This window comes from Luteimonas sp. RIT-PG2_3 (assembly GCF_054902115.1).
This window is the reverse complement of record NZ_JBUBPF010000002.1, coordinates 331,783-351,178: the sequence shown is the minus strand read 5'-3', so window position 1 is coordinate 351,178 and position 19,396 is coordinate 331,783. Positions and strand designations below refer to the sequence as shown.

Here is a 19,396-nt window from a genome sequence, read left to right as displayed (position 1 = left end):
CAGTGGATCCTGGGTGGCACACCGGACGTCCGGAGGTGGCATGTTGTACCAAGCCCCGGGCGGATTTCCGATAACGCATAGGGGTTATGCGGCCAAAAATGCAGCGAACGAGAAGAGTTGCGGTCGAATGGGCCCGCGACGCGCCTTCACGCCTGCACCCGCCTGCGTGAAGGTCCCATTACACTGCGGCGATGATGCCTTCACGCCGCCGCCTGCTGCCGATCGTGTCGGCCACCGTGATCGCGGTGGCCGGACTGCTGGTCTGCGCGTGGCTGGCCTGGCAATGGGCCTATGCGCGAGAGATCGAACGCCAGACCGCGCAGGCGCGGCAGCAGATGACCCTGCATGCGCAATCGCTGGAGCAACTGGTCGGTCGTTATCGTGCACTGCCGCAATTGCTGGCGCTGGATCCGCAACTGCGCGATGCGCTGCAGGGCCCGGTCGACGCGGCGATGCGCGAACAGCTCAACCGGCGGCTGGAACAGGCCAGCCTGACCACGCGCGCGGCGACGCTGACGCTGATCAACATCTCCGGCATCGCAGTGGCCGCCAGCAACTGGCGCGACCCGGCCAGCAACGTCGGTGAGAACTACGGCTTCCGCCCGTACGTGCAGCAGGCGATGCACGAAGGGGAAGGCCGCTTCTACGGCGTCGGCGTCACCACCGGCCTGCCCGGCTACTACCTGTCGCGCGCGGTGCGCGGCGACAACGGCACCAGCATCGGCGTCATCGTCATCAAGATCGGCCTGGGCGCGCTGGAGTACGACTGGCTGCGCGGACCGGACACGGTGTTCGTCAGCGACGACAACGGCGTGGCCTTCCTGGCCGGCGACGACAGCTGGCGCTATCGCATGCTGCGGCCGCTCGATCCCGCGACGCGCGCGCTGCTGGACGCGACGCGGCAGTACCCGCCGCAACTGCTGCGGCCGCTGCTGGCACGCACGCTGCGTACGCTCGACGACGGCACCCGCGTGCGCGCGCTGCTGGAACCGCGCCAGCCGGGGCAATGGCTGGCGCTCGACATGCCGCTCCCCGAGCCCGGCTGGACCCTGCACCTGCTGCACGACGCTGCCGGCGCCGACGCGGCTGCGCGGCAATCGGCGATCGCCGCGGCGCTGCTGTGGCTGGCCCTGGTGCTGCTGGGCCTGTTCGTGCAGCAGCGCATGCGCCTGGGCAGCCTGCGCCAGCGCAGCCGACGCGAACTGGAAAGCCTGGTCCAGCAGCACGCGCTGGAACTGCGCACCGCGCAGGACGGTCTGGTCGAAGCGGCGCAGCAGGCCGACACCGGCCTCAGCCGTCGCCTCGCGCATCTGTCGCAGGGCATCGTCATCGTCGACGCCGACCTCAACCTGGTGGCCTGGAACGCGCGCTATCTCGAGCTGTTCCGGTTCCCGCCGGACCTGATCCGCGTCGGCCGCACGATCGAGGACGTGTTCCGCCACAACGCGCGCCGCGGCCTGCTCGGCCCGGGCCCGGTGGAGGAGGCGATCCAACGCCGCATGGGCCACCTGCGCAGCGGGCGGCCGCACATGCACGAGCGCGAGAAGGACGACGGCATGGTGCTGGAGATCCGCGGCAATCCCCTGCCCGATGGCGGCTTTGTCACCAGCTACACCGACATCACCAGCTACAAGCAGGCCGCGCGCGACCTGCGCTCGCTGGCCGATGCGCTGGAGCGCCGCATCGTCGAACGGACCGCCGACCTGGAACAGGCGCGGCGCGAGGCCGAGGACGCCAACCGCTACAAGAGCCGCTTCGCCGCGGCCGCCGTGCACGACCTGCTGCAACCGTTGAATGCCGCGCGGATGTTCGTGTCGACGCTGCGCAACCACCTGCAGGATCCCGACAACCGCGGCCTGGCCGACAGCATCGACGGCGCACTGGCCGCGCAGGACGCGATCCTGGCCAGCCTGCTCGACATCTCGCGGCTGGAGTCGGGCACGTTGCAGACCGACGTGCGCGACCTGCCGCTGGGACCGATGCTGGACACACTGGCGCGCGATGCCGGCGTGCTTGCCCATGCGCGCGGCCTGCAACTGGAACACATCGCGACGCGCGCATGGATCCGCAGCGATGCCGCGTTGCTGCGCCGGATCGTGCAGAACTTCCTGTCCAACGCGGTGCGCTATACCGCGCAGGGCCGCATCGTGCTCGGCTGCCGGCGGATCGGCGACAGCCTGCGGATCGAAGTGCACGACACCGGCCCCGGCATTCCACCGAACCGGCACAAGGACATCTTCGAAGAATTCCGCCGCCTCGACGATGGCGTCGGCAGCGCGCCGGGCACCGGCCTCGGGCTGGCGATCGTCGATCGCATCGCCAAGCTGCTGGGCCATCGCATCAGCCTGCGCTCCCGGGTCGGCCATGGCAGTGTGTTCGCGGTCAGCGTACCGCTGGTCCGTCCGGCGATGGCAGGCCATGACGCGGGTGCCGCCGCCGAAGCCGGGCGCGACGCAGGCGCTGCCTCGCGGCAGGCCGCGGCCGGCGAATCACTGCTCGAAGGCCGCAGCGTTGGCTGTCTGATCGACGACCCGGATGGCCACGACAGCACCGTGGCGCTCTTGCAGCGCTGGGGCTGCCGTGTGACGTCGGACGCGGATGCGGATGGCGATGACGCGGCCCCGCAGCTGTTGCTGGCGGACGCGCATCCGCGCCTGCGTGCGATGCTGGCGCGCCTGGCGAGCGGCGCTGCCGGCGAGGTCCCGCAGGCCATCCTGCTGGTCGCGCCCGATGACGTCGACAGTCGACGGCTGGCGCAGGACGAAGGCTGGGGCGTCATCAGCTTGCCGGTGCGGCCGTCGGCCTTGCGCGCCTTGATGACGCAGATGCTGTTGCGGCGCAGCTGAGAGCCTGTTCACGATCTGTCGCGAGCGCAGCCAGATGACGCGTGGCGGAGCACAGAAAGCGCAGTGTACGTGTGGTACATGAGCATTTCGAGCACCGCACGCGTGCCAGATGGCAAGCGCAGCAAGATCGTGCACAAGCTCTGAGGCCGCAGACAGCGTCCAGCACACGCCTTTGTGGGAGCGCCGACAGGCGCGAGGGGGCCTTCATGGACGGCCCGATCGCGCCTGTCGGCGCTCCTACATGACGCACTTACACTTCGCCGTCGGGCTCCAGCGCCTTGACCAGCACCGCCGCCTGCGTGCGGCTGTGGCATTCGAGTTTCTTCAAGATCGCGGTCACGTGGACCTTGACGGTGTTCTCGGCCAGGCCGAGGGTGTGCGCGATCTGCTTATTGAGCAGGCCGTCGGCCAGGCACATCAGCACGCGGAACTGTTGCGGGGTCAGCTGCGCGAGCCGCGCCGCCAGTTGCGCGTCGGCTTCCGAGCGCTCGGCGGTCAGCGGCGGGAACCAGGTCCCGCCGTCGAGGACGGCGCGCAGGGCATCGCCGATGGCATCGGCCGGCGCCGATTTCGAGATGAAACCGGCGGCGCCGAACTGCTGCACGCGGCGCACGGTGCGCGGATGGTCGTTGGACGAGATCACGATGACCGGCAGTTCCGGAAACTCGCCACGCAGGTGCACCAGCGACGACAGGCCGCGCGCGCCCGGCATCGCCAGGTCCAGCAGCACCAGCTCGAGGGCGGGGTCGACCTGCAACGCATGCTCCATGGCCTGCGGGCTGGCGGCTTCGGCGACATGGGCGCCGGGCAGCAGTTCCGCCAGCGCCCTCAGCAGGGCGGCGCGGAACAGCGGGTGATCGTCGACGACGAGGATGCGGGGACCGGTCATGGCCCCAGTCTGCCACGACGGGGCCGGATGTCGGCACCGGTCCGCGATCCCGCCACGCGTGCTGCCGGGGAGGCAGGCGCGCCTTCGGTACCACGTCCGCCGCGTGGCCAGCCGCTCCTTGAAAGCCGCCGGCGCATGACCTCCGGACCGGCTCCGCACGCCGCCAACCCCGCTCCTCCGGGGCCTCGTCGCCCCCCGGCCATGCATAACCTGTGGTTATGCGTGGCCGGTGTCTTTTCAATGGCGCCCCTCCCGGCAAGTGCCTATCGTGACCCCAAAGCTCTCCAACCCAGCCACGCCCGCCACCGGGCGACAGGAACCACCAGACGCCATGTCCACGCCTGCTTCCGCGATCGACGCCAACGCCTCGCATTGGCCGCCTCCCTTCCTGCTGTACCTGGGCAATGCACCGGACGACCTCGCCGCGAAGACCGCGCGCGGCCTGGCGCAGTGGCGCCCGGAATGGTGCGTGGGCCAGTTCCGCGACACCGACTGCAAGACCAGCGTCGGCGTGCCCGACATGGACTTCGTGCAAGCCCGCGCGGCCGGTGCGAACACGATGATCGTCGGCGTCGCCAATGCCGGCGGCCATATGGACGCGCGCATGGTCGAGCATGTCGTCGCCGCGCTCGATGCCGGCCTCAACGTCGCCTCGGGCCTGCATGAGCGCCTGGGTTCGCATGCGCCGATCCGCGACGCCGCGCAGCGCAATGGCCGCCACCTGTTCGACGCCCGGCATCCGCCGGCGACGCCGGTCGGTAACGGCCTCAAGCGCGCCGGCCGCCGCCTGCTGACGGTCGGCACCGACTGCTCGACCGGCAAGATGTACACCACGCTGGCACTGGAGCTGGAACTGCGCCGCCGTGGCGTCGCCGCGGATTTCCGCGCGACCGGCCAGACCGGCATCTTCATCGCCGGCCGCGGCATTCCGATCGACGCGGTGGTCGCCGACTTCATCTCGGGCGGCATCGAGTGGTTGTCGCCGGCGCGCGACGACAACGGCTGGGACCTGATCGAAGGCCAGGGCTCGCTGTTCCATCCCTCGTATGCCGGTGTGTCGATGGGCCTGCTGCATGGCGCCCAGGCCGATGCGCTGGTGCTGTGCCACGAGCCGAACCGTCCGCACATGCGCGGGCTCAAGCATTACCCGGTGCCGGGCCTGCGCGAGACGCTGGACGCCAATCTCGCGGCCGCGCGCCTGACCAATCCGGCGGCGATCGCGGTCGGCGTGGCATTGAACACTTCGCGACTGTCGGCTGACGACGCGGTCGCAGCCTGCCGCGCCGCCGAAGACCTGCTCGGGCTGCCGGCGCAGGATCCGGTGCGCGATGGCGTGGCCCGCATCGTCGACAGGTTGCTGGCATGACGGTCGTGCTCGATGTCGCGCATCGCAGTTGGCCGTTGTCGACACCCTTCCGGATCTCGCGTGGCATCCGCACCTCGGCCGAGGTCATCGAGGTCACGCTGCGTGACGGTGCGCTGGTCGCGCATGGCGAGGCCACGCCTTACGCACGCTATGGCGAGACGGTCGAATCGGTGACCGCGCAGGTGCAACTGGCGCGCGATGCCGTCGCCGCCGGCCTGACCCGCGTGCAGTTGCTGGCGCTGCTGCCTGCCGGGGCCGCCCGCAATGCGATCGACAGTGCGCTGTGGGACCTGGAGTCGCAGCGGCTGCGGCGCAGCGTCGCCGACCTCCTCGGCGAGCCGGCGATGCCGGCGTTGCGCAGCGCGCAGACCATCAGCCTGGACACGCCCGAGCGCATGGCGCAGGCGGCCCGCCAGTACGCGCACCTGGACCTGATCAAGATCAAGGTCGATGCCGCCGATCCCGCCACGCTGATCCGCGCGGTCCGCAGCGCGGTGCCGGATGCGCGCCTGATCGTCGACCCCAACGAAAGCTGGAACCTGGCCTTGCTGGAGGCGATGCAGCCGGTGCTGGCGGAGGCCCGCGTCGACCTGATCGAGCAGCCGCTGCCGGCCGACCAGGACGATGCGCTGCTGGGGTTCCAATCGGTCGCGCGCCTGTGCGCCGACGAGTCCTGCCATGTCAGCGCCGACCTGCCGCGCCTGCGTTCGCGCTACCAGGTGGTCAACATCAAGCTCGACAAGACCGGTGGTCTGACCGAAGCGCTGGCGCTGCTGGACGCCGCGCGCGCGCAGGACTTCGACATCATGGTCGGCTGCATGATCTGCACGTCGCTGGGGATCGCCCCGGCGCTGCATGTCGCGCGCCATGCGTCCTTCATCGACCTCGACGGCCCGCTGTGGCTGAAGCAGGACCATGTCGGCGGCGTGGCCCTGGTCGACGGCCTGCTGCAACCGACGACCGCCGCGCTATGGGGCGGTGGTCCGCGTACGTCCGACACGCGTGCACTGGCCGGCACCGCCGCGTGACCGCGCGTCGCCTGCGCAAAGCCGGTCTGCATAAAGTGGGGCTGAGCAAGACCGGCCTACGCACGGCGGGCTTGCTCGCCGCGCTGCTGACCGCCGCCTGCGCGCAGACGCGCACGGCGGCAGATACATTGCGGGCCGATGTGTTGCAGGCCGACGCCACGCAGGTCGACGTGTTGATCACCGGCGGGCTGGTGTTCGACGGCAGCGACAGTCCCGGTCGCATCGCCGATGTCGCGATCGCCGGCGACCGCATCGTCGCGGTCGGTGCGGATCTGGACCGGCGCTATCACGCCACACGCACGCTGGCCGCCGACGGCCGCATCGTCGCACCGGGCTTCATCGATCCGCATACGCATCCCGAGACCTACATCCGCGCCGACGATGCCGGGGCGCGACGCAATGCGCCGTGGTTGTTCCAGGGCGTGACCACGATCTTCATCGGCATCGATGGCGGCGGCACGCCGGAGATCGCGCAGGACCGTGCCTGGTTCGAGGCGCAGGGCGTGGGCACCAACATCGCCAGCTACGTCGGCCTGGGCCCGGTGCGCATGCGCGTGCTCGGCCAGGATGCGCGTGCCCCCGATGCCGGCGAGCTGCGGCAGATGCAGCAGCTGGTGGCCAAGGCGATGTGCGAGGGCGCGTTCGGTCTGTCGACCGGCCTGTTCTACGCGCCGCAGAGTTTCACCAGCACCGACGAGGTGGTCGCGCTGGCCACCGAGGCGGCCAGGCGCGGCGGACGCTACGACACCCACCAGCGCGACGAGTCCTCGTATTCGCTGGGCCTGATGGGCTCGATCGACGAAGTGCTGGACATCGGCCGGCGCGCCGGCATGCCGGTGCACATTGCACACATCAAGGCGCTGGGCGTCGACGTGCATGGCCAGGCCGGCGCGATCGTCGCGCGGATCGAACAGGCACGTGCCGCCGGCCAGCAGGTCACCGCCGACCAGTATCCGTGGCTGGCCTCGGGCACCAGCCTGGGTGCGTCGCTGCTGCCGCACTGGGCCGTCGATGGCGGCCGCAAAGCGCTGTTCGCGCACCTGGACACGCCGGCCGATGCCGCAAAGATCCGCAGCGCGATGCGCGAGAACCTGCGTCGCCGTGGCGGCGCCGACGCGCTGCTGCTGACCGGGGCCGGCTGGCCCTGGACCGGGCAGACCTTGCAGGCGGTCGCCGACGGCTGGGCCATCGATCCGATCGAAGCCGCGCTGCGCATCATCGGCGAGGGCGGCATCGACAACGTGGGATCGCAGTCCGCAGCGAATCTGGCCTCGTTCAATATGGCGCGCGCCGACGTCGACCTGCTGATGCAGCAGCCCTGGGTGGTCACCGCCTCCGATGGCGGCGACGGCCATCCGCGCCAGTACGCGACGTTCCCGGAGAAGTACGCGCGCTTCGTGCGGCAGGACAAGATCATCGACCTACAGGCCTTCATCCACCGCTCCAGCGGGCTCACCGCCACGACGATGGGGTTGCAGGACCGCGGCTTCCTGCGCGCGGGCCAATTTGCCGATGTTGTCGTGTTCGACCCGGAACGCTTCGCAGCCAGGGCCGACTACGTCCATCCCAAGGTATTGTCCGAAGGCGTGGTGCATCTGTTCGTCAACGGCACGCAGATGATCGATGATGGGCAGCTGGCGCAGGCCCTGCCCGGACGCGTGCTGCAGCATCGTCCTCCGGCGGGCACCTGCCCCTGAGCACCTGTTCAAGGTCTTGCTGCGCTTGCCATCCGGCGCGCGTGCGACAGACGTCGAGCAGGTGCTGACCACCCGGCCGAGATCCGGTCGCGACCCCGAGGCGCTTGTCCGCTGGCGTACATGGGGATCCGCGACGGATCCTGAGCAGGTGCCGAGCCAGGCCCGCGCTTGTCGTTGTACGTGGGACCGGGTCTTCTGCTACACATGACCGCGACACAGGATCGCGATACAGGACACTCCAATCCCATGCTGCAACTCGACGCCGTACAAACCCTCGCGTTCGCCGGCCTGGCGCTGTTCCTGGGCTATGCCCTGTGCCGGGCGATCCCGGTACTGGGCCGCTACAACCTGCCGCCACCGGTCATCGGTGGACTGGTGTTCGCACTGGCGGCCTGGGCCGCGCACAGCCGCGACACCACGCTGTTCACGCTCGACACCGGGCTGCAGAGCCCGCTGATGATCGCGTTTTTCACCACCATCGGCGTCAATGCCAGCCTGAAGCTGCTGCGGATCAGCGGCAAGCAGGTCATCGTCTTCCTGGCGCTGGCGACGGCCTTCGCGGTCGCGCAGAACCTGCTGGGCATGGCGGTCGCGATCGGCTTCGACCTGCATCCGCTGTTCGGCGTGCTGGCCGGCTCGACGACGCTGACCGGCGGACCGGCGACGGGCCTTGCATTCGCGCCGCTGTTCGAGGAGGCCGGCGTGGTCGGCGCGGAATCGATCGCGGTGGCGTCGGCGATGGCCGGCATCGTCATGGGCGGCCTGGTCGGCGGCCCGGTGATCACCGTGCTGATCCGCCGCTTCGGCCTGACCTCGGCGCACCCCCACCAGCACCGGGTGCCGGGCGAAGCACATATCGGGCCGATCCCGACCGAGTCCGAGCGCGAGTTCGGTGCGCTCAAGAGCATCGTCGTGATCCTGGTCGCGATGTGGGCCGGTGCCTGGGTCAGCGAATGGATCTCGGCGACCGGGCTGACGCTGCCGGCTTATGTCGGCGCGATGCTGGTCGGCGCGGTGATCCGCAACCTCGACGACCGCACCGGCTGGATCGGCATGTCGGTGCCGACGACCGACCTGATCGGCAACGTCTGCCTGGCGCTGTTCCTGTCGGTGGCGCTGATGAACCTCAAACTGTGGGAACTGGCCGGCCTGGCGCTGCCGCTGCTGGTCAACCTGGGCCTGCAGGTGGCGATGGTGTCGCTGTTCTGCGTGGTGGTGTTCCGGGTCATGGGCCGCGACTACGATGCCGCGGTCATGGGCGGCGGCTTCATCGGCTTCATGCTCGGCACCACCGCGAACGCGATGGCGGTGATGCGCACCCTGGTCGAGCGCTACGGCATGGCGCCGCGTGCGTTCCTGGTGGCGCCTTTGGTGGGCGCGTTCTTCATCGACTTCACCAATGCGCTGATCATCACCGGCTTCATCAACTTCTGGAAATGATGCGGCGTCTGACGATGGACACCCCGCCGATGGCGCGCCGCGCCGGCCTGTCCCCCGAGCAAGGACCCAGCGATGCGCTTCCGCCAGATTGAAGTCTTCCACGCGGTCTACACCACCGGCTCGATCAGCGCGGCGGCGCGTGCGCTGCATGTTTCGCAGCCGTCGGTCAGCAAGGTGCTGCAGCACACCCAGTACCAGCTGGGGCTGGAACTGTTCAAGCTGGTGCGTGGACGACTGGTCGCGACCGACGAGGCGCATGCACTGTTCATCGAGGTCGCCGATATCTTCAAGCGCCTGACCTCGCTGCAGAAGACCGTCGGCAACATCCGCAACATGGCCGGCAGCCATATCCGCTTGGCCGTGGTGCCGTCGCTGGGCCTGCACCTGGCGCCGCTGGCGATCACCCGCTTCCGCCAGCGCCATCCCGATGTCACCTTCGACGTACAGACGCTGCACCACGACGATCTGTTCGAGGCGCTGTACGAACGCAGCTGCGACATCGCGATCGCCTACGATCCGCCGGCGCATCCGCGCATGCAGCAGCGCGAACTCGCCAGCGCCGAACTGATGCTGCTGTTCCAGACCCAAAGCCTGCCCGACGTCGGCGACAGCGTGTCGCTGCAGATGCTCGACGGCCAGGACATGGTCGGGCTGACCACCGGCGGGCCGGTCGGCGACCTGCTGAACCGCGAACTGCAACGCCACGACATCGCGATCCGCGAGGTGGTCTCCAACCAGACGTTCTACATCGCCGCGGCCCTGACCCGCTGCGGCGCCGGCATGGCCGTCGTCGACGAGTTCACCGCGCGTGCCAGCATCGATGCGGCCACCGACTTCCGCCCGTTCTCGCCGCCGATCCGCTTCAAGCTGCATTGCGTGTCGCTGGAAGACCGGCCGCCGTCGAAGGCCGCCGAGGCCTTCATCCAGATGCTGTCGGCGACCCTGCAGGAGCAGCGCGGCGTGGACGCGGAGCGCGATGCGCTGCCGGTGCCCGGCACGGCGCAGGCCTGACATGAGTCTGCCGTGGGCATGACCTGCGCCGGCCACATCGACTAGGCTGGCGGCTTCCGTCCCTGCCGCAGCACGCCCGCGTCCATGCGCCTTCGCCATATCGAGATGTTCCAGGCCATCCAGCAAGCGGGCACGCTGACCGGTGCCGCGCACCTGCTCGGCATCTCGCAGCCGGCGGCCAGCAAGCTGCTGCAGCAGGCCGAACGCGAGGCCGGATTCCCGCTGTTCACGCGCGAAAAGGGACGCCTGCAACTGAGCCAGCAGAGCGCGCTGCTGCGTGAGCACATCGACCGTATCGCCGACCAGATGCGCGACCTGCAGCGCCTGTCGGACAACGTGCGCACGTCGGAGCTGGCGCCGCTGCGCGTGGCCGCGACGCTGACGTTGGCCAGCGCCCTGCTGCCGGACGCCATCACCCGCTTCCATCGCGAGTTGCCCGAGGTCGGCATGGACCTGCTGGCGATGCATTCGCGCGAGATGCTCGACTACCTGCTGCTGCGCGACATCGACATCGGCCTGACACTGCAGGAGGTCAACCACCCCGGCCTGCAGATGGAGATCATCGGCCAGGGCTGGCTGCAGGTGATCGCGCCGCCCGGCTGGTGGAGCGAGGAACAACTGCAGACGCCGCAGCAGCTGTCGGCGCTGGCCGGCGCACCGATGATCGGCATCACCGTCAAGGACGACCTCGGCCGGCGCATCCACATCCACCTGGAATCGCTGACCCCGGAACCGAACATCCAGATGTGGGTACAGACCTACCAGCTCGCGCGTGCGCTGGTCCGCGACGGCCACGGGCTGGCGCTGGTGGATTCGTTCACCGCGCGCGGGCATGGCAACGATGCGCTGCAGTTCCGCACGCTGGAGCCGGTGCTTCCGATCCCGTTGTATGCCGTGTATCGCAAGGGCGAGCCGCTCGACCATGCGCAGAAGCGTTTCCTGGCGCATGTGCGCGAGCACGCAAGCCTGGGCGAGCATGCCGGCCATGGCCAGCGGAAAGATCAGGCCGATCCACCAGGGCTGACCCCCACGCGCTGAGCCTTGCGCTGGCGGACTGCCTGCAACGCGCGGGCCTGCCGCGCATCGATAGACCGCGGTTATGCACGACCCCCTGTTTTTCAGTGGTCAGGCCGGGGTTTCCTTCCTACCATCGATGCGGCCCCCACCCCATACCGATCCTGGCTTGCCTGTGTACATCGGCAGCCCCTTGCGCGGAGAGACACCCATGAAGATTGCCGTCCTGAGCGCTGCATTGGCCTCCCTGCTTGCCATGGGCACGGCCACCGCAGCGGATGCCAGCACAGCGCGCGCGGCCCTGGATGCATTGGCCGCCGACACCGGCGGTGCCGATGCACCGGGCTGCGCGATCGCGGTCTATCGCGACGGCAAGCTCGACAGCCTGCACGCCAGCGCGATGGCCAACCTGGAGACCTCGACGCCGCTCGATGGCGATTCGCTGTTCTATGCCGCGTCGGTGTCCAAGCAGTTCACAGCGCTGGCGGTCATGGTGCTGGCCGGGCAGGGCAAGCTGTCGCTCGACGACGACATCCGCACGCACATCCCGGAACTGCCGGCCTATGCCCAGCCGATCACCGTGCGCATGCTGCTGCAGCACAGTTCCGGGGTGCTGGACTCGCTGTCGCTGCTGGCGCTGGCCGGCCAGCCGCAGGCCTCGCAAGCGACCATGCAGGAGGCGCTTGCGCTGGTGCTGAAGCAGCCGCAGACCAACTTCACGCCGGGCACGGAAGTGACCTATTCCAACGGCGCCTACCTGCTGCTGGCCGAACTGGTGCATCGGCGCTCGGGCGAGCGCTTCGCCGATTTCGTCAAGACGCAGGTGCTGGACCCGATGGGCATGCGCGACAGCTACGTGCTCGACGGCAAGGCGCCGACGTCGGCGCACCTGGCCCAGGGTTATGTGCCGCATGGCGATGGCTACGCGATCCGCAATACCTATCCGCGCTTCGGTGGGTCGGGCGGACTGATGGTCACGTTGAACGACCTCGCCCGTTACGAGTACGACATCGAACACGGCCACCGCGTCTGGACGCCGCGCGTCCGCGCCGAGATGGAGCGTCCCGGCGTGCTCGGCGACGGCACGCCCGCGCGCGACAGCGCCGACGACCTGACCTATGCCTCCGGCCTCCAGGTCGGTCGGCGCCAGGGGCGCGACGTCGTCCAGCACGGCGGCGGTGCCGAAGCCTTCAAGCACATGTACGTGCGCGTGCCGGCGCGCAAGCTCGGCGTCGCCGCGTTCTGCAACCGTGGCGACATCGTCTCGCAGGATGTTGCCGACGACGCCCTCGATGCGCTGCTCGGGCCAGCACCGGGCTATGTGCCGCCGGCGCCTGCGGCCGGCCGCTATCGCGCGCAGAGCCTGGACGCCGACTACATCGTGTCGCGTCGCGGCGAGCGCCTGCTGATCGACATCGTGCCCGCACAGGCGCAGGCCCCGACCCACAGCATCGAACTGCGCCGCAATGCCAGCGGCGACTACAGCGGCGATGGCGCCACGCTGAAGCCACTGGACGGCGAGGACGGCTTCACTCTCGGCAACTCGCGCGCACGCGGCTTGCGGGTGCTGCCGGCGCGCTGATCGCGCCCTGACGGCACCATGACGGCACGCGGTCGGGCCGATCAGCGGCGGCGACTATACTCGGGCCACCCCGCCCTCCGCCGCCCGGTCCTTCCGCCCGCCCATGCGCCTGCGCCACATCGAGATCTTCCAGGCCGTCCTTGAAGCCGGCACGCTGACCGGCGCGGCCGCGGTGCTGAACATCTCGCAGCCGGCGGCGACCAAGCTGTTGCAGCAGGCCGAGCGCCAGGCCGGCTTCCCGTTGTTCTCGCGCGTGCTCGGGCGGCTGGAACTGACCGTCGAAGGACGCGCCCTGCGCGACCGCGTCGAGAAGGTCACCGACGACCTTCGCGACATCCAGCGCCTGGCCGCCAACCTGCGCCGCTCGACCGTGCACCCGCTGCGGGTCATGGGCACGCCGACGCTGGCCAGCGCCCTGTTCCCGCGTTCGATCACCCGCGTGCGCAAGCGCTATCCGGACGCGACGATCGAACTGGTGACCCAGCATTCGCGCGAACTGGTGGATGCGATCGTACTGCGCGAGGCCGATGTCGGGCTGACCCTCAACGAGTTCCATCATCCCGGCATCCAGCAGGCGATCATCGCCTCGGGCAAGCTGCGCGCGATCGCCCCGCCCGGCTGGTGGCAACCCTCGGAATTGCAGACGCCGCTGCCGCTGTCGGCGCTGGCGGGCGTGCCGATGATCGGCATCAGCACCACCGACGGCCTCGGCCGCGCGCTGCGCGCGCAACTGCAGTACATCGACCCGCGCCCGGAGATCGTGATCCGCGCGCATACCTACCAGCTCGCCCGCTCGATGGTCACCCGTGGGCTGGGTGTCACCGTCGTCGACCCGTTCACCGCATTCGACCACGACGACGGCGCGGTGCAGGTGCGCGAACTGGACACCGATTACGTCGTCGACCTGTGGTCGGTGATGCGCAAGGGCCACGAACCCACCCCGATCCAGCAGCATTTCCTCGAACAGGTCAGGCAGCTCGCGCTGCTGCAATCCGGAAACCCAGCGTAGGGCAAGTCTCGACCCGCGACGCGCTTCTCACACCGTGCCAGTGTCGAGCCGGATGCGGTTCGCGAACAGGGAGAAGGCGAGCATGCCGGCCAATCCGTTGGCGCGGGCGACCCACGGGGGCAGCCAACGCGGCGGGGCGATGATGCCGGCGTCGAACAAGGGTTCGAAGCGGCGCACGTCGTCGAGGGTCATCTTGCCGGCGAACAACAACCGGCACAGCCGCAGTCGCTGGTTGCGCAACGAGGTGCGGAAGAACGTATGCACGTCGACCAGGCCGCGCAGGTAGACGGTGTCCTTGGTGAAGGCATGCCCGCCGGTCAACGGGACGCCGCGGAACACGCGCTGCGCCGAGGCGAAGCTCTCGGCCACGGTCTGGCCGGCATCGGAGAAATAACCGTACACCTGCAGGAAGTCGGCACCTTCGAGCGCCATCGCGATCGCTTCGGTGCGCAGGCTGATGCGCTTCATCCGCGCGATGTCGATGCTGCCGGTGATCTGCTCGGCGAAGACGGCCAGGCCTTCCTGGGTCGCGGTGATGCGCGGCGACGACAGCGCCAGGCTCGGCAGCACCGCCTGCTCGCGGCCGTTCAATGCGGTCAGCGAATGCACCAGCGCTTCATGCTGCAGCAGCTGGTGGCGATCGTAGTCACTGTAGGCCGCGCCGGTGCGCAGACGGATACGGCGCGCGCCGGCCGCGGCCTTGGCGATCATGTCCGGATCCAGTTGCACATCGATCATCCTCGTGCCGAAGAAGCCATCGAGTTCGCGCTGGAACTGCAGCTGCAACGCGGCCGCCGAGATCTCGACCTGCTCTTCCGGCGCCAGCAGTTCGCGGTCGAGTTCGTCGGCGATCTGGATGAAATGGCCGGCGGCATCGAGCGTGCTCGGTCCGTCGGTCGACAGCGGGTCCTGCGGATGGCCGTACAGCGCGATCGCATGCGCCGACACCGCTGGGGTGCCCAGCGATTCCAGCAGCTGCGCCGCGATGTCCCATTGCTGCGCCGACTCGACGAGATAGATGCCCAGCGGATGGCCGGGATCGGCGGCAGAGGCGATTGCCTGCAGCTCGCGCCGGGCCTGGCTGAAATCGTGGCGCGGGTAGTCGATCCTGGGCAGCTCCAATCGGCCCTGCGCCTGCGCGGCGAGGAACGCATGCTGCGCCTGTGCCGGCCAGCTGGTCAGGCTGAGCACGCGCAGGCCGCGCACGGCCGAGACCAGGCGCGCATCGAGCGCGGCGTGGTGGACGATGTCCGGGGCGAGCGCGGGTGCGGATGCGGCAGGGGTGGCGGCGGCGCGTGCGGGCGCTGCAGGTGCCGCAGGTGCAGCAGGTGCAGCAGGCGCGGCATCCGCTGCGGACGCCGCCGGGGTCGTGGTCGGGGCTGCGGGGTCAGCGCTTGCCATATTTGTCGTCGAGCCGTTTATGCAGCGCCTTGACCTGCACTTTCGCCTCGCCCTTCCTGGCCAGGCGCGCTGCCAGCTGCTGGGTCGCGCCGGCGACCTCGGCACTGAGCTTGAGATAGTTGGCCACGCGCGCCGGATCCAGGCTGCCGTCCTCGATCGCCGCGCGCAGCGCGCAACCGGGTTCGGCGACGTGCTTGCAATCGCGGAAACGGCACTGCTCGGCGACCGCTTCGATGTCGGCGAAACCGCCGTCGGCGATGTCTTCCTCGCCGGTCGGTTTCAGCTCGCGCATGCCGGGGGTGTCGATCAGGCAAGCGCCCGACGGCAGCGGGATCAGCGCGCGGTGCGTGGTGGTATGCCGACCGCGCGCATCGTGTTCGCGCACGCTGTTGGTCTTCATTTTTTCGACGCCGAGCAGGGTATTGGTCAACGTCGACTTGCCGGCGCCGGAACTGCCGACCACGGTCGCGCTGGCACCGGCCGGCAGCCAGGGCAGCAGTTGCGCGACGCTGGCCGGGTCGCGGGCATTGACCGCCAGCACCGCAATGCCCTGGCCGATGATCCCGGCCAGGTTGGCGCGCGCGGCCTCGGCGTCGGCATCGGGGAGGTCGGACTTGGTCAGCACGATCACCGGCTCGACGCCATCGCCCCGCACCAGCAGCAGGTAGCGTTCGATGCGGCGCGGGTTGAAGTCGCCGTCGAGGCCACAGACCACGAACACGGTGTCGACATTGGCCGCGATCAGCTGCTGCTTGTAGTGCTCGCCGGCGGCGGCGCGCTTGATCGCGCTGCGACGGGGCAGCAAGGCAACAATCTTGTTGCCGTCCAGCAACACCCAGTCGCCGACCGCGGCACGGTCCTCGGGTTTGACCAGGCCCTTGCGGTAGCCCGAGGCGCGCAGCCACTCTGGCAGCGACTCGACTGCGAAGCCTTCCTCGCGGCCCTCGGCCAGGCCGGCGGCGACCCGCGCGTCGGCGACGATGTAGCCGCTGCGGTGCTGCTCGATGACGCGGGCCGGACGGGTGCCGGGGTGTTGGGCGATGCATTCGCGCCAGCCCGGATCGGTGATTTCACCGGCCTCCAGGTCGCCTGCCCAGGGCCAGCCGATCCTGCGCAACGCAGCCAGCGACAGTTCCGGCACGGCGGGCGGTGTGTGGCTCAAGGCAGGTGGCGGCAATGCGGCATGGCCGCGATTCTATGCCGGATCGGCGCGGGACAAGCGCTGGACGCGCAGGCAAGCGCCGCGCGACCGGCACAGCAGACCTGGACGCAGGCCGTGAACATCGCCCAATCGCGACTGAAGCGGGCTCCCCGGAGACGGCAAAACCGCTGGATTTGGGCTAGAGTGCCGAGCTCACCCAATCGCCGCGACGGCCCCCGATGTCCACCCCCAGCCTGCAGACCCGTGAACGCCTCTCCGAAGTCCGTTATGAGATTCGTGGTGAGCTGGCCCGGCGAGCGCGTGAGCTCGAGGTCCAGGGGCGGAAACTGATCAAGCTCAACATCGGCAACCCCGGCGCGTTCGGCTTCCGTGCGCCCGAGCATCTGCAGCACGCGATCGCCGACCATATCCACAATACCGATCCCTATACGCACCAGCAGGGCCTGCCGCTGGCGCGCGAAGCGATCGCCGCGTTCCACCAGGCACGCGGCACGCCCAACGTCTCGCCCGAGCGCATCTTCGTCGGCAATGGCGTCAGCGAGCTGATCGACATCTCGTTGCGTGCGCTGCTCAATCCCGGCGACGAAGTGCTGGTGCCCTCGCCCGACTATCCGCTGTGGTCGGCCGCGACGATCCTCAACGATGGCCGCCCGGTGTTCTACCGCTGCCATGCCGGCACCGGCTTCCTGCCCGATCCCGACGAGATGGAGGCGCTGGTCTCGCAGCGCACCCGCGCGATCGTGCTGATCAACCCCAACAACCCGACCGGCGCGACCTATCCGCGCGAGCTGCTCGAACGCATCGTCGCGATCGCCGCCAAGCACAACCTGCTGCTGCTGTGCGACGAGATCTACGACGGCATCCTCTACGACCAGTCGCAGTTCCACCCGATCGCGCCGATCGCCGGCGACGTGCCCTGCCTGTCGTTCGGCGGCCTGTCCAAGGTGCATCGCGCCTGCGGCTGGCGCGTCGGCTGGGCAGTGCTGTCGGGCGATCCGCAGCGCAGCCAGGATTTCCGCAACGCGCTCGACCTGCTCGGCGCACTGCGACTGTGCGCGAACGTGCCCGGCCAGTTCGCGATCGAGGCCGCGCTGACCGGCGCCGACACGATCACCCCGCTGTGCCGTCCCGGCGGTCGCCTGTACGAAGCGCGGCGCGCGGTCATCGAGGCCTGCGAAGGCAGCGAGCACCTGCACCTGACCGCCCCGGCCGGCGCGCTGTATGCGTTCCCGGGCGTCGTCGGCGATGCCGCCAAGGGCTTCGACGACCACGGCTTCGCGCTGGAGATGCTGGAGGACGAGGACGTGCTGATCGTGCCCGGCACCAGCTTCAACGTGCCCTACCGCAATCATTTCCGCGTGACCCTGCTGCCGCAGCCCGAACAGCTGCGCGAAGTGTTCTCGCGGATCGAGCGCGTGCTGCAGCGACGCGCGGAAGCGGCCGGCAAGGTCGTGCCGATCGCGCGCAAGTCGCGCTCGGCGGCCTGAGCAGGCACGGCACCCGGCATGCAGGATGCACCCGGCGCCCGCCGCGACGACACCTCACCGTCCACGCCCCTGACCGGACACCGTCCCGGCCGCTACCTGGCGCTGGGCGACAGCTACACCATCGGCGAAGGCATCGATGCCGCAGGACGCTGGCCGGTACAACTGGCCAACGCCTTGCGGGCGCAAGGCGTCGACCTTGCGGATCCGCAGATCATCGCGACCACCGGGTGGACCACCGATGAGTTGTCGGCGGCGATCGACGCTGCCGGCCCACAGGGCACACACGACCTCGTCAGCCTGCTGATCGGTGTCAACAACCAGTATCGCGGCCGCGACCTGGCCAACTACCGCGTCGAGTTCACGGCGCTGCTGCAACGCGCGATCGGCTTTGCCGGCGGTCGCAGCGCGCGCGTGCTGGTGTTGTCGATCCCCGACTGGGGCGCGACCCCGTACGGTGCCGGCGCGGGCCGCGACCTTCGACAGACCGCAGACGAGATCGACGCCTTCAATGCCGCCGCACGCGCGATCTGCGCGGCGCATGGCGTGGCCTTCGTCGACATCACGCCGATCAGCCGCGCGCAGGGCGACGGCGAGCGCGATGGCGACTTCGCCGACGATGGCCTGCATTATTCCGCGGCGATGCACGCCCGCTGGGTGCAGGCCGCATTGCCGGCCGCACGCCATGCGCTGGTGCAGGCATGAGCACGGGCCTTCCGGCCACGCGCCCGTTCAACGCCGCATCTGCACGCGCGATCGCACGCGCGTTCCTGCCGACCTGGGCGCTGGGCAACCGCTACGACTACTACTACACGCTGTCCAAGCTGCGCACCGACCCGCTGTACCCGGGCGTGCTGGAGGCGTTCCGCGGTTCGAGCGCGCCGGTGCTCGACCTCGGCTGCGGACTCGGCCTGCTGGCGCACAGCTTGCGCCACGACGCACAACGGCTGGGCTACCACGGCGTCGACATCGATGCCGCCAAGATCGAACGCGCGACCCGCATCGCCGCACGCAGCGGCCTGGACGGCGCTCGCTTCGACGTGCTCGACCTGGCCGACGGCAGTCCCGCGCACCAGGGCAGCGTCGCGATCCTCGACGTGCTGCAGTACCTCGACGAAGCCGCGCAATCGGAGTTGCTCGACGCCTCGATCGCGATGCTGACGCCGGGCGCACGCCTGGTGATGCGCGCCGCCCTCGATGACGGCAGCGAGCGTCACCGCCGCACCCGCATCACCGACCGCCTGGCCAACCTGATCGGCTGGATGCAGGCGCGCCCGAAGCACTACCCCAATGCCGAGGCCCTGCAATCGCGGCTGCGCAATGCCGGGCTCACGGTCACGATGTCGCCGCTGTACGGCAATACCCCGTTCAACCATTGGCTGATCGTCGCGCATCGAGGCGATATCGGCTGAGGGCTAGCGCGCGGTGTGGGGAGGCGGGTCCAGACCCGACGCCCTGCAATGTCGA

The 19,396-nt window shown here is 69.5% G+C and carries 15 protein-coding genes; 12 read left to right on the top strand and 3 right to left on the bottom strand.

Annotation, left to right across the window (positions count from 1 at the left end; all coding sequences use genetic code 11):
- Positions 1-191 precede the first annotated feature (191 nt).
- Positions 192-2,846: a PAS-domain containing protein gene (locus ACYX7E_RS04345; RefSeq protein ID WP_462079334.1), complete on the top strand. Its 2,655-nt coding sequence runs from the start codon at positions 192-194 to the stop codon at positions 2,844-2,846.
- Positions 2,847-3,096: 250 nt separating this feature from the next.
- On the opposite strand, the gene ACYX7E_RS04340 is transcribed toward ACYX7E_RS04345, so the two are convergent.
- Positions 3,097-3,735 carry a response regulator gene (locus ACYX7E_RS04340; protein ID WP_462079333.1) on the bottom strand — a complete coding sequence of 213 codons (639 nt, stop codon included), beginning with the start codon at positions 3,733-3,735 and terminating at the stop codon, positions 3,097-3,099.
- A 331-nt stretch (positions 3,736-4,066) separates the two neighbouring features.
- Here ACYX7E_RS04340 and dgcN point away from each other — a divergent pair, with 331 nt between their 5' ends.
- From dgcN to ACYX7E_RS04300, 8 genes are all read left to right on the top strand, one after another.
- Entirely contained in the window at positions 4,067-5,101 is a 1,035-nt protein-coding gene (gene dgcN, locus ACYX7E_RS04335) for an N-acetyltransferase DgcN (protein WP_462079332.1), read from the top strand.
- On the top strand, positions 5,098-6,129 hold the full coding sequence (gene dgcA / locus ACYX7E_RS04330; protein WP_462079331.1) for an N-acetyl-D-Glu racemase DgcA: 1,032 nt from the start codon (positions 5,098-5,100) through the stop codon (positions 6,127-6,129). Before dgcN ends, dgcA begins: the two co-directional genes overlap by 4 nt.
- A complete protein-coding gene (locus tag ACYX7E_RS04325; RefSeq protein ID WP_462079330.1) occupies positions 6,126-7,826 on the top strand; it encodes an N-acyl-D-amino-acid deacylase family protein in 1,701 nt (566 codons plus the stop codon). Before dgcA ends, ACYX7E_RS04325 begins: the two co-directional genes overlap by 4 nt.
- Positions 7,827-8,072: 246 nt before the next feature.
- Positions 8,073-9,266, top strand: a complete 1,194-nt coding sequence (gene gltS, locus ACYX7E_RS04320; RefSeq protein WP_462079329.1) for a sodium/glutamate symporter — start codon at positions 8,073-8,075, stop codon at positions 9,264-9,266.
- A gap of 72 nt (positions 9,267-9,338) precedes the next feature.
- Positions 9,339-10,277, top strand: coding sequence for a LysR family transcriptional regulator (locus tag ACYX7E_RS04315; protein WP_462079328.1), 939 nt, complete (start codon positions 9,339-9,341; stop codon positions 10,275-10,277).
- Positions 10,278-10,361: 84 nt separating this feature from the next.
- Positions 10,362-11,315, top strand: coding sequence for a LysR family transcriptional regulator (locus tag ACYX7E_RS04310; RefSeq protein ID WP_462079327.1), 954 nt, complete (start codon positions 10,362-10,364; stop codon positions 11,313-11,315).
- A 187-nt stretch (positions 11,316-11,502) separates the two neighbouring features.
- Positions 11,503-12,873 carry a serine hydrolase domain-containing protein gene (locus ACYX7E_RS04305; RefSeq protein ID WP_462079326.1) on the top strand — a complete coding sequence of 457 codons (1,371 nt, stop codon included), beginning with the start codon at positions 11,503-11,505 and terminating at the stop codon, positions 12,871-12,873.
- 103 nt (positions 12,874-12,976) lie between these two features.
- A complete protein-coding gene (locus ACYX7E_RS04300) occupies positions 12,977-13,882 on the top strand; it encodes a LysR family transcriptional regulator (protein ID WP_462079325.1) in 906 nt (301 codons plus the stop codon).
- A 27-nt stretch (positions 13,883-13,909) separates the two neighbouring features.
- Here ACYX7E_RS04300 and ACYX7E_RS04295 read toward each other — a convergent pair whose 3' ends face one another.
- Together ACYX7E_RS04295 and rsgA are read right to left on the bottom strand one after the other, a co-directional pair.
- Positions 13,910-15,283: a flavohemoglobin expression-modulating QEGLA motif protein gene (locus ACYX7E_RS04295; RefSeq protein WP_462079324.1), complete on the bottom strand. Its 1,374-nt coding sequence runs from the start codon at positions 15,281-15,283 to the stop codon at positions 13,910-13,912.
- Positions 15,270-16,445 carry a ribosome small subunit-dependent GTPase A gene (rsgA, locus tag ACYX7E_RS04290; RefSeq protein WP_462079323.1) on the bottom strand — a complete coding sequence of 392 codons (1,176 nt, stop codon included), beginning with the start codon at positions 16,443-16,445 and terminating at the stop codon, positions 15,270-15,272. The genes ACYX7E_RS04295 and rsgA overlap by 14 nt, the downstream gene beginning before the upstream one ends.
- A gap of 218 nt (positions 16,446-16,663) precedes the next feature.
- On the opposite strand from rsgA, the gene ACYX7E_RS04285 reads away from it, so the two are divergent.
- Genes ACYX7E_RS04285 through ACYX7E_RS04275 form a run of 3 tightly spaced genes read left to right on the top strand, consistent with a single transcriptional unit; the run spans position 16,664 to position 19,341 of the window.
- Positions 16,664-17,932 (top strand): pyridoxal phosphate-dependent aminotransferase, encoded by a 1,269-nt coding sequence (locus ACYX7E_RS04285; protein WP_462079322.1) that lies wholly within the window; start codon positions 16,664-16,666, stop codon positions 17,930-17,932.
- An 18-nt stretch (positions 17,933-17,950) separates the two neighbouring features.
- The gene (locus tag ACYX7E_RS04280; RefSeq protein ID WP_462079321.1) at positions 17,951-18,634 is read left to right on the top strand and encodes an SGNH/GDSL hydrolase family protein; all 684 of its coding nucleotides are present in this window, start codon (positions 17,951-17,953) and stop codon (positions 18,632-18,634) included.
- The gene (locus ACYX7E_RS04275; RefSeq protein ID WP_462079320.1) at positions 18,631-19,341 is read left to right on the top strand and encodes a class I SAM-dependent methyltransferase; all 711 of its coding nucleotides are present in this window, start codon (positions 18,631-18,633) and stop codon (positions 19,339-19,341) included. The genes ACYX7E_RS04280 and ACYX7E_RS04275 overlap by 4 nt, the downstream gene beginning before the upstream one ends.
- Positions 19,342-19,396: the final 55 nt, after the last annotated feature.

Coding starts and splice junctions, on each gene's coding strand:
- ACYX7E_RS04305 (WP_462079326.1), top strand. CDS start 11,503: ATGAAGATTGCCGTCCTGAGCGCTGCATTGGCCTCCCTGCTTGCCATG.
- ACYX7E_RS04345 (WP_462079334.1), top strand. CDS start 192: ATGATGCCTTCACGCCGCCGCCTGCTGCCGATCGTGTCGGCCACCGTG.
- ACYX7E_RS04280 (WP_462079321.1), top strand. CDS start 17,951: ATGCAGGATGCACCCGGCGCCCGCCGCGACGACACCTCACCGTCCACG.
- ACYX7E_RS04285 (WP_462079322.1), top strand. CDS start 16,664: ATGTCCACCCCCAGCCTGCAGACCCGTGAACGCCTCTCCGAAGTCCGT.
- dgcN (WP_462079332.1), top strand. CDS start 4,067: ATGTCCACGCCTGCTTCCGCGATCGACGCCAACGCCTCGCATTGGCCG.
- dgcA (WP_462079331.1), top strand. CDS start 5,098: ATGACGGTCGTGCTCGATGTCGCGCATCGCAGTTGGCCGTTGTCGACA.
- ACYX7E_RS04340 (WP_462079333.1), bottom strand. CDS start 3,735: ATGACCGGTCCCCGCATCCTCGTCGTCGACGATCACCCGCTGTTCCGC.
- ACYX7E_RS04275 (WP_462079320.1), top strand. CDS start 18,631: ATGAGCACGGGCCTTCCGGCCACGCGCCCGTTCAACGCCGCATCTGCA.
- ACYX7E_RS04300 (WP_462079325.1), top strand. CDS start 12,977: ATGCGCCTGCGCCACATCGAGATCTTCCAGGCCGTCCTTGAAGCCGGC.
- ACYX7E_RS04295 (WP_462079324.1), bottom strand. CDS start 15,283: ATGGCAAGCGCTGACCCCGCAGCCCCGACCACGACCCCGGCGGCGTCC.
- ACYX7E_RS04310 (WP_462079327.1), top strand. CDS start 10,362: ATGCGCCTTCGCCATATCGAGATGTTCCAGGCCATCCAGCAAGCGGGC.
- gltS (WP_462079329.1), top strand. CDS start 8,073: ATGCTGCAACTCGACGCCGTACAAACCCTCGCGTTCGCCGGCCTGGCG.
- ACYX7E_RS04315 (WP_462079328.1), top strand. CDS start 9,339: ATGCGCTTCCGCCAGATTGAAGTCTTCCACGCGGTCTACACCACCGGC.